A 14009-nucleotide genomic window follows, 5' to 3' on the forward strand; every position below is an offset into this window, starting at 1 on the left:
TGCAAATTGCAGTTGTCTTTTTCAAACTAATTTCTTATTTAAGACCTCTCCGCCACTTGTTTTTAATGTGGCGGTTTTTTTATGGATAAAATTTGCTAAAAAAACCACCGCACTTATCTTTACAGCAAGTTATCAACTTGCCATATTTTTCTTTTCTTCCAATTCCTCCCAACGGGCAAAAGCTTGTTCTAATGCTTGTTCCGCATCGGCAAGCTGTTGTAGTTTGTCCGCCGTATATTGATGATCTTGCTGAAAGAAATTCTGATCAGACACTTCCGCTTGAAGTGCGGTGATTTTTTCTTCCAAATCTTCCAATTTTTGTGGCAATTGCTCTAGCTCTCGTTGCTCATTGTAAGAAAGTTTCACCGGGCGATTTTTCACCGGTTTGTGAGAAACTTTGTTCATTTCCACCGCACTTTCCGCTTGTTTTTCTTTCGCTTTTTTCTCTTTGGCTTGTTCCGCTTCTTTCAAAGCAAACACATTGGCTTGTTGCTGTTTCGCATCGTGGAAACCGCCCACATATTTATTGATCACGCCATTGCCTTCAAAGATGTAGCATTCAGTCGCCGTGTTATCAATAAATTGACGATCGTGGCTCACAATCAGCAACGTGCCTTGATAATCTGCTAGCAATTCTTCCAATAATTCTAAGGTTTCCACATCAAGATCATTGGTTGGCTCGTCCAAAATCAGCAAATTATTGGGTTTGAGCAATAATTTTGCCAACAATAAGCGGTTGCGCTCACCGCCAGAAAGGGCTTTGACTGGCACCATTACGCGCTTAGGTGGAAATAAGAAATCTTGCAAATAGCCTAAAACGTGGCGTTTCACGCCATTGACTTCAATATCCTGCTTGCCGTCCGCCACGTTATCCATCACGCTTTTTTCAGGATCGAGATCAGCGCGGTATTGATCGAAATACGCAATTTCTAATTTTGTACCGCATTTAATACGCCCTGACGTAGGCTGAATTTCGCCTAACAGCAATTTAATCAAGGTGGTTTTGCCGATCCCATTTGCCCCGACTAAGGCAATTTTATCGCCACGCAAAATGGTGGTTGAAAAATGCGAAATCAATTTTTTCCCTGCAATTTCATAGCTTACATCTTCCACTTCAAAGACGATTTTGCCTGAACGGGTGGAATTATCCACTTGTAACTTGGCACTGCCCTGCACATCTCTACGCTGACGGCGTTCTTCACGCAAGGCTTTCAAGGCTCGCACTCGCCCTTCATTACGGGTTCTCCGCGCTTTGATCCCTTGGCGAATCCACACTTCTTCTTGCGCTAATTTTTTATCGAACAGCTCGTTTTGTAGGGCTTCCACACGCAGATTTTCTTCTTTTTCAATGAGATATTTCGCATAATCACCGGGGTAAGACACCAATTTGCCCCGATCGAGATCAACGATACGGGTGGCTATTTTGCTGATAAAAGCACGGTCGTGAGAAATAAAGATGATCGAACCTGCAAAACTCAGTAAGAAATTTTCTAGCCATTCAATGGCATCAACATCAAGGTGGTTAGTGGGTTCATCAAGCAACAACACGTCAGGATCGCATACCAAAGCGCGCGCCAATGCTGCCTTACGCAACCAGCCGCCTGATAAATCCGCCAATCGCATATTTGGCTCAAGCCCTAATTTCATTAGGGTTTCACGGATTTTATTTTCAAACCGCCAACCATCAGCGTGTTCAAGTTGAGCTTGAATTTCCGCCAAACGATTTAGCGTGCTTTCGCTATATTCTTGCTCAAGCAAATCCGAAGTGCGGTGATATTCTTTCAATAAATCGGCCAAATGGGCAATGCCTTCCGCCACATAATCAAACACATTGCCTTGTGCATTGCGTGGGGGATCTTGTTCGAGGCGCGAGATCACCAGATCACGCTCAAATTGCAGGCGGCCATCGTCCATCACCATTTCGCTGGCCAAAATTTTCATTAAGGTAGATTTGCCTACCCCATTACGCCCCACCAAGCAAACACGCTCGCCAGCTTCAATGTATAAATCCGTGTGATCTAACAAGGGGTAATCACTAAAAGAAAGATAACCGTTAGTTAAACTAATTAACGCCACACTCTGTCCTTATCTCAAAAAAATTTTGTGGATTTTAACAGGTTTATGAAAGGGTTTATAGAGGAATAAAAAAGAGAAATCCCCTATTGACTAGGGGATCCAATTAGAGAGAGGCAATTTCTTCAAAGGTTTGTGGCGAGCGCTCAATCATCTTCAAGAGTAATGTGGCTTGTTTATTTGGCGTGGTTTTGCCTTGTTCCCAACCTTGATAGGTGCGTACGCTCATTCTCAATTTCTTAGCAAAAACCGATTGTGATAGATTAAGTTTTTCACGGATAGATTTCACTTCATTCGCGCTTATTTCGCCCATTTCCGCTGGAAGCTCACGCTCAATGGTTTTGAGGGTGGTTTTGCCTTCCAAATGAGCTTGCATTTGCTCCAACCCTTGTTTTAATTCTTCAAATAAATTTCTTTCCATTCTTATTTCCCCTTTATATTTTCTACTATTTTAACCAAGATACTTTTTTCATCAGCAGTGAGATCTTCTTTCATCTCTTTACCATAGGCGGTTAAAAAGTAGATTGCTGCATTATGCACATAGTAATAATAAATCACTCTTGCTCCGCCCCTTTTACCTCTATTTCTTTTAGAATTTGCAATTCTTAGTTTCCTAAGCCCTCCAGTGCCTTGTATTAAATCTCCTTTTTCTGGTGTAACAAGTAACTCATTTTGTAGCATAAGATACTCATCGTCAGAGAGATATTCCTTCCTATATTTTTCAAAAAATGGCAATTCAATAAAAACCGCTTTCATAGTTTCTCCAATAAAACTCAGAAAATTATACGCGAAAAGCGTATAGAAAGTAAAGTTTTCCTAAAATATCCACATTTATTCCAAAAATGGTCTTAACGCCACCACACAACGTTCTACCACCTCGTCAAATGTTCCTTCAATATCAATATGAATGACATCTGGCTCATCAACTTGTGGGATTTCTAGGGTATCGAATTGGCTTTTGAGCATTTCTGTTTTCATATAATGCCCTTTGCGATTTTTCATTCGCTCTAGCACTAAATCAAAGCTACCTTCTAAAAACAGGAATTTCACGCTTTCGTTGCCATCACGAATTTGATCGCGATATTTTTTCTTCAATGCAGAACAAACAATAATCCCTTGTTCGCTTTTTTGTTCTAGGCTGAATGCCGCATCACGGATACGTTCAAGCCAAGGGGCACGATCTTCATCATTGAGTGGCTGCCCATTGCCCATTTTGATGATATTAGCTCTCGGGTGGAGATCGTCCCCATCAATTAATTTTAACCCTAAACGGCGGCAAACCTCCGTACCTACGGAAGTTTTTCCTGTGCTAGAGACGCCCATTAAGATAAAACTTTTGCCTTTTGTTTTTTCCATTTTCTTTTCCTTACCGCTAAATTTTATTTCTACTGCGCTAACCATAACAAAAAATTGCAGATTTTAGTTACTGGTAACATTTCATTTTGTGATCATTCTCACAAATTTTTAACAAAAATCGCTATTTTCGTCCTAATCATTTGAACTTTGGTTAGAATTTCCCTAATAATATGCCTATCTATTTTACCTTGCTAGTTAATTTTAATGTTACGGGTAAATTAGCAATCCGTTCTTGGTCGTTGGCTAAGAAATTAATCATCAAATACTAAGGATCTTATATGTTGATTTTCACTTTGATAGCTTCAGTCTTGCTGTTGCTTTTATTAATTATGAAATTCAGAGTTCACGCCTTTGTCGCCTTAATTATCGTGAGCTTGCTCACGGCACTAGCCACCGGCGTGCCATTCAATGAAATTCTGCCAACTTTAACTAAAGGCTTCGGCGGCACATTAGCGTCTGTGGCGTTATTAGTTGGTTTGGGCGCGATGATCGGTCGCTTGCTTGAAATCACTGGCGGCGCAAAAGTGCTTGCTGATACGCTCATCAATAAATTTGGTGAAAAAAAAGCACCTTTCGCTTTAGGGGTCGCCTCTTTATTGTTCGGCTTCCCAATTTTCTTTGATGCAGGATTAGTCGTGATGCTACCAATTATCTTTAGTGTCGCAAAACGCTTTGGCGGTTCAGTATTGCGCTATGCCTTCCCAGCAGCAGGGGCATTTGCTGTAATGCACGCCTTTGTGCCTCCGCACCCTGGCCCTGTTGCTTCAGGCGATTTATTAGGAGCAAATATTGGCTTATTAGTCATCGTTGGTTTAGTCTGTGGTATTCCAACTTGGTACATCGCAAGCTACTTATTTAGCCAATACTTAGGCAAAAAAGTGATGGTAGATTTACCAAAAGCATTCTTAAACGCAAATGCCATCAATGAAACTGCGGTGTTAAATCCACCAAGTTTTGGTAAAGTGTTAACCATTTTATTATTGCCATTAGTGCTAATTTTATGTGATACCGGCTTGAATACCCTTTCTGTCGCAGGCGTGGTTAATGGCTCACAGGCTTGGGTACAAGGCCTACGCTTACTCGGCAAAACCCCTGTGGCATTATTGATTACCTTAATCGTAACCATTTTATTACTAAAAGATCAGCGCAGTAATGAACAAATCGAAAAAATCTGTGATAACGCACTAGGACCAATCTGTTCTATCGTTCTAGTAACGGGCGCAGGTGGTATGTTCGGTGGCGTATTGCGTGCAAGCGGCATTGGTAATGAGCTCTCCGCAATGTTTGCTGATACAGGAATGCCTGTGATTGTGGCGGCCTTCATTATTTCAATGGCATTGCGTGTAGCACAAGGTTCTGCCACCGTGGCACTCACCACCACATCAGCCTTAATTGCGCCAACAGTGGCGGCAACGGTTGGATTAAGCCAATTCGATCTTTGCTTTATCGTGATCGCTATCGCCTCAGGTGCAACGGTATTCTCTCACGTTAATGACAGCGGTTTCTGGTTAGTCAGCCGTTTCCTAGAAATGGACACCAAAACCACATTAAAAACTTGGACAGTGCTAGAAACCCTCATCGGCTTTACCGGATTTGCTTTTGCCTTAGTGGGAAGTATTTTGTTCTAAATAAAGTACGAAAAGAACAGGAATAATCTGCATAGTCTGACGAGACTTCTTCTTACTATGCAGATTAGATAATTATCCAAAATATATTTGTTTTATTATATTTTTAACACCTATTTCTCCTATCAATTAGTTATCCCCTGATAATTTCTTTGCTATTTTATGCAATATTTTTTAGCTCGTAGTATCATTCATATTGATGAAATACTGTAAATGAATAGACTAGCAAATAGAGAAAACAGAAAATTTACGTGATTTGTGGAATGGTGCCAGTGGCCGGACTCGAACCGGCACGCTTTTAAGGGCGGCGGATTTTGAATCCGCTACGTCTACCAATTTCGTCACACTGGCTAAGGAGTTTGAGAAAACAACCTAATGTGTTGTCGATGTGGTGAATTATACGGAGTTGATTTTTGCTTGCAAGTAAAATTTACGAATTTGATGATGAGTGAAGTAATTTTAGTCAATTTTAAAGTGCGGTAAAAATTTTGTGATTTTTCACCGCACTTGATAAGTGAAAATAAAGAAAAACACGTTTATTCGACATAAAAAGCCTATCGTTACAGATAGGCTAATGCGTTATTTTGTCTTATTGTGTTTTTGTTGTTGAGCCATTGTCATTAATTTGAATGGCTTTATCGAACAAGTTCACGCCGCCTTTTACACCGAAATCAAGCGTGGTTACGTTGTAAGCAATGCTGATATTTTCTTGTTCAAAGCGTTTTTTCAGCGCCATAATAGCTTGGCTTTTGGATTCTAAATAGTCTTCATAGGTAACGAAATCCACCCAAAAACGAATGATGAAATCGAAAGTTGAACTACCAATATCGGTGAAGTAGAAGTTGATGTCATTTTTATCGATCACGAAATCCCATTCTTGCATTAAATCTAAGGTAACTTGGCGAACCTTGTCTAAATCATCACCATAAGACACGCCTGTTGATAAAATAACGCGGCGTTTTTTTAGTTTGGAATAGTTAAAAAATTCATCGCTGTAAATCATTTGGTTTGGAATAAGAGCGGTTTCCCCTTCAATGGTGATTAATTCTACGGTCACTAAGCCGATATTCACCACTTTACCAATGGAATTGTTGATGTTTACCCAATCGCCCACTTCAAACGGCTGTTCTGATTTAATCAGCAAGCCAGAAAAGGCATTAGACGCAATATCTTTAAAGGCAAAGCCTGCGATAATCCCTACAATCCCAGCACCCGCTAATAAATGCGTAAGGAATGAAGCAAGGTGCAACACTTCTAAGGCAAGAATAATGCCTAAAAACCAAATAAGAATTTTTACACCGATGGAAATGCCTTTTGCGACACGCAAGTTTTTTGGGAATAATCGGCTATAAATGCGCAACGCTGCTTTACTTAGAATTTTGGCAAGAAAATAGAAGAGCGTGAGCAAAATAACGGCTGAAACGATATTTGGAATAAAGCCAATCAGCCAATCTTTCCATTGAGAAATCGTGTGAGTTACCAAGGTTAATGAATTGTTTTCTGTCATAAAATTTCCTGTCATAAATAATCAAAAGAAAAGCCATTTATAAAAATGGCTCTTTTTTACACCGCACTTGAGTTGCTAGCGTTTGCGCGCCAGTAGCCACCAAGTGATGAGAATAAATAATCCGCTCGGCATTAATGCCCCTGCGATTGGCGGCACATTATAAACTAAACTAAGCGGGCCGAAAATCTCATTGACCACATAAAATAAAAAGCCAAAACAAATTCCTGTGACCATTCTTGCGCCCATCGTTACGCTACGCAATGGGCCAAAGATGAAAGAGAGCGCCAGCAACATCATTACGCCTACGGAAATCGGTTGAAAGATTTTTCGCCAGTAAGTGAGTTCAAAACGCTTAGCGTCTTGCCCTGTTTCTTTCATAAAGGCAATGTAATCTGCTAGCCCTGAAATAGAAAGCGAAGTCGGACGTAAAGACACAATGCCTAATTTATCGGGCGTTAAGGTGGTTTGCCACGCTTCGTTGAGATAATTGGCTGTGCTGATTTTGTCCGCTGAAATGTGTGATTTATTCACTTGCATTAATTGCCAGTTGCCGTCTTTAAATTCTGCTTGATTGGCGTGGCTAACTTGCTCTAGCTGACGCTTGTCATTGAAATGATAAATATAAATATCATTGAGTTTGACGTTATCGGTGATGCGTCTGACATAAATAAAATCATTGCCGTCTTTTGCCCACACGCCATTTTTAACCGAAAGCATTTCACCGCCTGAAATAGCTTTAGCACGCATATCACGGGCAAATTGTTCCGTTTGCGGAATGCCCCATTCGCCAATGATCATCGTCATAATTACCAAAGGAATGGCGGTTTTCATTACTGCAAAACCAATTTTTAAACGTGAAAATCCAGACGCTTGCATTACCACTAATTCACTACGGCTCGCTAAGTTACCAAGGGCGATCAGCGCCCCCAATAAAGCAGCCATCGGGAAGAAAGTTTCAACATCTTTAGGAATGGTTAAAACGGTGAAAAGCCCTGCTTGCAACACATCATAAGTGCCTCGCCCCACATTACGAAATTGTTCCACAAATTTAATGATGGCAGAAAGCCCTACCAAGGTGAGCAAGGTGGCGAAAATCGCCCCTAAAATGGATTTTCCAATATAACGGTCTAATGTATTCATCATTATTTTTATTCCTTAGGCTCGTTTCTTGAAGAGTTGATAGCGAATTTTGTACATAAAGGCACTGTTCCAGCTATTTAGCACAATCCCTAAGGCTAAAAAGGCAACATTCACCAGTGGCATTAACAGGCTGGCATCTAATTTACCTGCCGCACCGGCAGATTTGAATGAGCTTTGCAGTAAAAAGTAAATTAAATACAACAAAAGTGCGGGTAAAATTTTGGCAAATCTTCCTTGACGCGGATTCACTCGGCTCAATGGCACGGCAATTAATGCCATAATTGGCACGGCGAGAATTAAGGTAATGCGCCAATGAAGTTCCGTTTTTCCCGCTGGCGTGGTGCTAGTTAACAGTTGGTTTAACGGCAAGGTTTCCGCATCATCGCTATCATTTTCTGTGGCCTTATAACCTAAATAGGCTTGATATTGCTCAAAATCCGTAATCCGAAAATCGGGCAACATCGCACTGCCTTCAATACGTTGGCTATGGGTAAGATTTAACACCTGATCGCCATTTGGTAAAGCGGTGAGTTCACCTGAGTCCGCCACAATCACAGAAGGTTTTTCATTTTTCTTATTTTGCATTTGAAAAACGTACACCCCTTGAATGGTGTTATTTTGAATTTTATCAATAAACAACACTAAATCGCTGCTATTGGCAGAAATAAATTGCCCAGCCGCCAGCGCCCCCATTGTCGGGTTTGCTTTTGCATCTTTAACAATTTGGCTTTGTTTTTGCAACGCCCAAGGGGATAAAACCAACGCATTGTAAGCGGCCAGTCCCGCCGTGGCTAACGATAAGATTAACGCCACTTTTACCAATAAACTTTGCCCCACACCGCAGGCGCGCATTACCGTAATTTCACTTTCCGCATAAAGGCGACCAAAGGTGAGCAACAACGCAATAAATAAACACAAAGGCAACATTAATTGCGCCATTGTGGGCATTCCTAAGCCTAATAATGAAAACACCAAATCGGCTGGCACTTTACCATTGGCCGCAGAACCGAGTACACGCACAAGTTGTTGGCAGAAAAAAATGAGAAGTAAAATGAACAGAATAGCCGTTTGGCTTTTTAATACTTCTTTGGTTAAATATCTTGTTAAAATCACCGTATTGCCTATGTTATTTTGCTTGCAATTTTTATGGAAGTCGTTTCAAATTGAATGGCGTATAATAACGTATTTTTTAACAGAAGGCAGTAAATTAGTGAGGAACAAATGAAATATACTGTAAAAAACACCGCACTTTCTGCGCTAACCGGTAATGTGATCGTTGGCGTATTTGAAGAAGGAAAACTTTCCCCCGCCGCACAGGCGCTTGATCAATTAAGCCAAGGGGCAATTAGCCAACTTATCAACGCAGGCGATGTGAAAGGCAAGCAAGGCGAAGTGGTTACCTTGCGTTTACCTAGTGCAAATTTAGAACGTATTTTTGTGGTGGGCTGCGGCAAACAAGGGGAACTCAATGTTCGCCAATATAAACAACTCATCAAAAGCGTTATTCAAGCAGTAAAAGCCACCAGTGCGGCACAGGTGCATAACTTTTTAACGGAAGTGCAAATCAACGAACGTGATCTTTATTGGAATGTGAGATTTGCCGTTGAAAGCATTGCAGAAAGTTTTTATCAATTCGATCAATTCAAAAGCAAAAAATCAGATCAGAATACCGCTTTGCAAGAAATGGTGTTTGTCGTTGATTCAGCACAGCAAACAGAAGCAGAAAAAGCGGTTCAACAAGGGCAAGCCATCGCACTTGGTGTACGTTGTGCGAAAGATGTAGCAAATTGCCCGCCAAATGTGTGTAATCCTGCGTATTTAGCAGAACAAGCGAAAGAACTCGCCGAAAAATCACCGCACTTTAAAGTGAACGTGCTTGGAGAAAAAGAAATGGCTGAGCTCGGAATGAATGCCTACCTTGCGGTTTCACAAGGCAGCCAAAACGAAGCGCAACTTTCTATTATTGAATATCGCAATCACCCAAATCCGCAAGCAAAACCTATTGTTTTAGTGGGTAAAGGCTTAACCTTTGACGCAGGTGGTATTTCCTTAAAACCAGCAGATAGTATGGACGAAATGAAATACGATATGGGCGGTGCGGCTTCGGTTTATGGTGTAATGAATGCGTTAGCGGAATTACAACTACCGTTAAATGTGATTGGCGTGCTAGCGGGTTGCGAAAACTTGCCAGACGGCAATGCCTATCGCCCAGGAGATATTTTAACCACAATGAGCGGTTTAACCGTGGAAGTGCTGAATACCGATGCGGAAGGGCGCTTAGTGCTGTGCGATACGCTCACTTATGTAGAACGCTTTGAACCTGAGTTAGTGATTGATATTGCCACGCTAACAGGAGCTTGCGTAGTGGCTCTTGGCCAACACAATAGTGGTTTAATGTCGCCAAATGATCGTCTTGCGGAACAGCTATTAAATGCCGCACAACAAAGCGCGGATAAAGCTTGGCGTTTACCATTAAGCGAAGAATACCAAGAACAACTTAAATCCCCATTTGCCGATCTTGCCAATATCGGCGGCCGCTGGGGCGGCGCAATCACCGCAGGCGAGTTTTTATCCAACTTCACCAAAAACTACACTTGGGCACACTTAGACATCGCCGGCACCGCCTGGCTACAAGGTGCCAACAAAGGCGCAACCGGACGCCCTGTGAATTTACTCACGCAGTTTTTGATCGATCAGGTAAAATAAGCATAAAAAATCCCTCAATTATTTGAGGGATTTTTCTTTTGAACACTACTCCACTTCAATCAAAAATGCTTGATCTTGATCCCTGAGTTCTCCGATCTCAAATAATTCCACACCTTCTTGCTGTGCTAGCGCTGTGACTTGCTCCACCGCTTCAGGTTTTACCGCAATAAGCAAACCCCTGAAGTTTGTGGATCGCACAACACGGCTTTTTGTAGATCATTCATACCAGAAATTTTGTGGCCGTAACTCTCAAAATTTCGTCCTGTGCCACCAGGTACGCAGCCTTTTTCAATATAGCGGATCACACCGTCTAGGGTTTTGATTTTATCAAAATACACTTTTGCCTTGAGCTGTGAGCCCTCGCAAATCTCACTTAAATGGCCAAGCAAGCCAAAGCCAGTTACATCTGTCATTGCGGTGATGCCGTCTAATTCCGCAAATTTCGCGCCAATTTTGTTCATTTGGCACATTGTTGCGGTGGCAAGGCCTTTGTGTTCAGGTTTAAGTTTGCCTTTTTTCTCCGCCGTAGTTAAAACGCCAATACCAAGCGGTTTGGTGAGATAAAGTTTGCAACCAGCTTGCGCGGAAGCGTTCTTTTTCACTTTGTCGGTAGAAATCACACCTGTTACGGCTAAGCCAAAAATCGGTTCTGGGGCATCAATAGAATGGCCGCCTGCTAAGGCGATGCCTGCTTGTTGGCACGCAAAACGCCCGCCGTCCACAATACGTTGCGCCACGCTAGGTGGAAGTAATTTGATTGGGAAACCTAAAATCGCAATGGCCATAATTGGTTTACCGCCCATTGCGAAAATATCACTAATGGCATTGGTGGCGGCAATGCGTCCAAAATCAAAGGGATCATCTACGATCGGCATAAAGAAATCTGTGGTGCTGATAATGCCTACCCCATTGCCAATATCATAAACCGCTGCGTCATCTTTGGTTTCATTGCCCACCAATAAATTAGGATCGACAAATTTTTCCATTTCAGAATGTAAAATAGTTTCCAGCACTTTCGGCGAAATTTTACAACCGCACCCTGCGCCGTGGCTATATTGCGTTAAGCGAATAGTTTCTGCCACGGTTTGATCTAGGGCATTTTGAACATCGGTGAGATTGGTTTGTTTTGATTTAGTTTCTTTTAACATAGCTTCCTCGCTTTACCATCAACTGATGAGTGAATGTTTTCATTATACGCTGATTTTAGGGGTTGTTGATCATTCATTTTACATTTGAGCTAGAGCCTATTTTTTTTATGAGAATAAAGCGAATGTAGTGAAATTTAGTTATTTTAAATGAGCTATTCTCAGTCTAGTTATTACGAAAAATAGCACTAGCCCTTCGGGTTATGTTTAAAATTAGCGCACTCTTTGTTGCTGTTCTCACCAAGAGAACCACTCTTAGTTTCGAACCGCGCCGCGATTGCACTAATTTTAAACGATAACTCAAATGTAAAATGAATGATCAACAGCCCCTAAGTGCGGTGATTTTTTGTGAAATTTTTACTAGAATAACGGATTATTATTTTTCCCTTTTATGTAGCTAAATAGACGAAAATGAATAGACGAAAACGCCCCACCCTACAAATGATTGCCGATCATCTTGGTTTAACCAAAATGACCATTAGCCGTTATTTACGCAATCCTGATTCCGTTGCGCCAGAAACGCAGCACAAAATCGCAGCCGCAATTGAACAATTTGGCTATATCCCTAACCGAGCGCCTGATATTTTATCTAACGCCAAAAGTTTGGCCATTGGCGTGTTATTGCCCTCTCTCACTAACCAAGTTTTCGCGGAAGTGTTGAAAGGTATTGAATTAATTACGGATAAAGCTGGCTATCAAACGATGGTGGCGCACTATGGATATAGCGTAGAAAAAGAAGAACAACGCATTGAAAGCCTGCTTTCTTATAATGTGGACGGTTTAATTTTATCGGAAAATCACCATAGCCCACGCACCTTAAAAATGCTCGAAGTCGCCAATATTCCTGTGATTGAAATTATGGACAGCAGCGAAATGGGCATTCAGCAAGTGGTGGGCTTTGATAATGTGGCGGCGGCACAATCTATGGTGGAAACAATGATTCATTACGGGCATAAAAATATCCTTTATTTCACTGCGCGAATGGACAAGCGTACCAAACTGAAAATGCAAGGTTATGAAAATGCAATGAAAAAACACGGCTTAACACCACATAGCCTGATTACTTCTGAACCCTCTTCTTTCACTTTAGGGGCAAATTTACTACGCCAAGCCTTAAGCCAATACCCTGAAACCAACGGCATTTTTTGTACCAATGATGACTTAGCTATTGGCGCGTTGTTTGAATGCCAGCGATTAGGAATCAAAATTCCACAAGAGATCGCCATTGCAGGTTTCCACGGCCACGATGTGGGGCAATCAATGACACCACAACTTGCCACCGTGATCACGCCAAGATTAGAGATTGGCAAAATTGCAGCGCAAGAATTACTCAATCGCTTACAAGGTATTCCAATGAAAAGCCACATTATCAATTTGGGTTATGAAATTCATTTGGGGCAAAGTGTTAAACCTTAATCACTATTCTTAATCGTTATTCCACGCCATTAAAAAAGGCATCTCAAGATGCCCTTTCTTTTTTAATCGCTAACTAAAATTAGCCATTCACAAATTTTTCGCCAAGCTCAATATCTGCACGCAAGGTTGGTAACATATCTTCTAAGGCTTTTTGCTCAAAAGCGCTTAATTCGCCAATTGGCAGAATTTCTTCTACCCCATCTTTACCCAAACGAACAGGCTGTGCGAAGAAACGTGCATATTTGCCATCACCTTCTACATAGCTACATTCCACCACAGTTTGGCCACTCAAGCCTTTCACTAAAGAGCGGGCAAAACGTGCTGCGGCTTGAGCCATAGAAAGGGTTGCTGAACCGCCGCCAGCTTTGGCTTCCACCACTTCCGTACCTGCGTTTTGGATACGTTTGGTAAGCGGTGCGATTTCTTCCTCTTTCCATTGTGCATATTGCACTTGAGAGAGTAAAGGTAAAATGGTTACGCCTGAATGCCCACCAATAACTGGCACAGCGGTGCGTGAAACATCAAGATCTTTTAACTCTGCAACAAAGGTTTCTGAACGGATCACATCTAATGTTGTTACACCAAATAGTTTGCGTTTGTCATACACACCCGCTTTTTTCAACACTTCTGCGGCAATGGCAACAGTGGTATTAACAGGATTGGTGATAATACCAATACAGGCTTTCGGGCAAACTTGCGCCACTTTTTCAACAAGATTACGCACAATTCCTGCATTAATATTGAATAAATCAGAACGATCCATACCCGGTTTACGCGCGACACCTGCTGAAATTAACACCACATCTGCGCCTTGCAACGCTGGTGTTGGATCTTCACCAGAAAAACCCTGCACTTTGACTGCGGTTGGAATGTGGCTCACGTCCACCGCAACCCCCGGAGTTACAGGGGCAATATCATAAAGTGATAATTCTGAACCAGCAGGTAACTGTAACTTCAACAATAAGGCTAATGCTTGCCCAATACCGCCTGCGGCACCTAAAACTGCAACTTTCATTTGATACTCCTATTTTGGGTTATAAA

Annotated in this window: 11 protein-coding genes, 1 tRNA gene and 1 pseudogene; 3 read left to right on the top strand and 10 right to left on the bottom strand. The window is 41.7% G+C overall.

Annotated elements, in window-relative coordinates; all coding sequences use genetic code 11:
- Positions 1-132: 132 nt before the first annotated feature.
- From ELZ61_RS07475 to ELZ61_RS07490, 4 genes are all read right to left on the bottom strand, one after another.
- Entirely contained in the window at positions 133-2076 is a 1944-nt protein-coding gene (locus ELZ61_RS07475) for an ABC transporter ATP-binding protein (RefSeq protein WP_126372594.1), read from the bottom strand.
- A gap of 103 nt (positions 2077-2179) precedes the next feature.
- Positions 2180-2494: a helix-turn-helix domain-containing protein gene (locus ELZ61_RS07480; RefSeq protein WP_126372596.1), complete on the bottom strand. Its 315-nt coding sequence runs from the start codon at positions 2492-2494 to the stop codon at positions 2180-2182.
- 2 nt (positions 2495-2496) lie between these two features.
- Positions 2497-2829, bottom strand: a complete 333-nt coding sequence (locus tag ELZ61_RS07485) for a type II toxin-antitoxin system RelE/ParE family toxin (RefSeq protein WP_126372598.1) — start codon at positions 2827-2829, stop codon at positions 2497-2499.
- A gap of 75 nt (positions 2830-2904) precedes the next feature.
- Positions 2905-3429: a gluconokinase gene (locus tag ELZ61_RS07490; protein WP_126372600.1), complete on the bottom strand. Its 525-nt coding sequence runs from the start codon at positions 3427-3429 to the stop codon at positions 2905-2907.
- Positions 3430-3707: 278 nt separating this feature from the next.
- Between ELZ61_RS07490 and ELZ61_RS07495 the strand changes: the two genes are divergently transcribed.
- Positions 3708-5057 carry a GntP family permease gene (locus ELZ61_RS07495; RefSeq protein ID WP_126372602.1) on the top strand — a complete coding sequence of 450 codons (1350 nt, stop codon included), beginning with the start codon at positions 3708-3710 and terminating at the stop codon, positions 5055-5057.
- Positions 5058-5318: 261 nt separating this feature from the next.
- On the opposite strand, the gene ELZ61_RS07500 is transcribed toward ELZ61_RS07495, so the two are convergent.
- The 4 genes from ELZ61_RS07500 to lptF all read right to left on the bottom strand — a co-directional run bounded on the left by ELZ61_RS07500 (position 5319) and on the right by lptF (position 8814).
- A tRNA-Leu gene (locus ELZ61_RS07500) sits at positions 5319-5405 on the bottom strand.
- Positions 5406-5643: 238 nt separating this feature from the next.
- On the bottom strand, positions 5644-6561 hold the full coding sequence (locus ELZ61_RS07505) for a mechanosensitive ion channel family protein (RefSeq protein WP_164550727.1): 918 nt from the start codon (positions 6559-6561) through the stop codon (positions 5644-5646).
- Between the two features lie 75 nt (positions 6562-6636).
- Entirely contained in the window at positions 6637-7704 is a 1068-nt protein-coding gene (gene lptG / locus ELZ61_RS07510) for an LPS export ABC transporter permease LptG (RefSeq protein ID WP_126372606.1), read from the bottom strand.
- Positions 7705-7716: 12 nt separating this feature from the next.
- Positions 7717-8814, bottom strand: coding sequence for an LPS export ABC transporter permease LptF (gene lptF / locus ELZ61_RS07515; protein ID WP_206750008.1), 1098 nt, complete (start codon positions 8812-8814; stop codon positions 7717-7719).
- Between the two features lie 108 nt (positions 8815-8922).
- Here lptF and ELZ61_RS07520 point away from each other — a divergent pair, with 108 nt between their 5' ends.
- Positions 8923-10407, top strand: a complete 1485-nt coding sequence (locus ELZ61_RS07520) for a leucyl aminopeptidase (RefSeq protein WP_126372610.1) — start codon at positions 8923-8925, stop codon at positions 10405-10407.
- A 45-nt stretch (positions 10408-10452) separates the two neighbouring features.
- On the opposite strand, the pseudogene selD reads toward ELZ61_RS07520, so the two are convergent.
- A pseudogene (selD, locus tag ELZ61_RS07525) lies at positions 10453-11489 on the bottom strand (selenide, water dikinase SelD).
- Positions 11490-11963: 474 nt separating this feature from the next.
- Here selD and gntR point away from each other — a divergent pair.
- Positions 11964-12968 (top strand): gluconate operon transcriptional repressor GntR, encoded by a 1005-nt coding sequence (gene gntR, locus ELZ61_RS07530; RefSeq protein ID WP_126372612.1) that lies wholly within the window; start codon positions 11964-11966, stop codon positions 12966-12968.
- Between the two features lie 79 nt (positions 12969-13047).
- On the opposite strand, the gene mdh is transcribed toward gntR, so the two are convergent.
- Complete coding sequence (mdh, locus tag ELZ61_RS07535) at positions 13048-13983, bottom strand: malate dehydrogenase (RefSeq protein WP_126372614.1); 936 nt, start codon at positions 13981-13983, stop codon at positions 13048-13050.
- Positions 13984-14009: the final 26 nt, after the last annotated feature.

The sequence above is a fragment of the Avibacterium volantium genome, assembly GCF_900635775.1.
Taxonomy (GTDB): domain Bacteria; phylum Pseudomonadota; class Gammaproteobacteria; order Enterobacterales; family Pasteurellaceae; genus Avibacterium; species Avibacterium volantium.

Coding starts and splice junctions, on each gene's coding strand:
- ELZ61_RS07480 (WP_126372596.1), bottom strand. CDS start 2,494: ATGGAAAGAAATTTATTTGAAGAATTAAAACAAGGGTTGGAGCAAATG.
- ELZ61_RS07485 (WP_126372598.1), bottom strand. CDS start 2,829: ATGAAAGCGGTTTTTATTGAATTGCCATTTTTTGAAAAATATAGGAAG.
- ELZ61_RS07490 (WP_126372600.1), bottom strand. CDS start 3,429: ATGGAAAAAACAAAAGGCAAAAGTTTTATCTTAATGGGCGTCTCTAGC.
- ELZ61_RS07495 (WP_126372602.1), top strand. CDS start 3,708: ATGTTGATTTTCACTTTGATAGCTTCAGTCTTGCTGTTGCTTTTATTA.
- ELZ61_RS07505 (WP_164550727.1), bottom strand. CDS start 6,561: ATGACAGAAAACAATTCATTAACCTTGGTAACTCACACGATTTCTCAA.
- lptG (WP_126372606.1), bottom strand. CDS start 7,704: ATGATGAATACATTAGACCGTTATATTGGAAAATCCATTTTAGGGGCG.
- ELZ61_RS07520 (WP_126372610.1), top strand. CDS start 8,923: ATGAAATATACTGTAAAAAACACCGCACTTTCTGCGCTAACCGGTAAT.
- gntR (WP_126372612.1), top strand. CDS start 11,964: ATGAATAGACGAAAACGCCCCACCCTACAAATGATTGCCGATCATCTT.
- mdh (WP_126372614.1), bottom strand. CDS start 13,983: ATGAAAGTTGCAGTTTTAGGTGCCGCAGGCGGTATTGGGCAAGCATTA.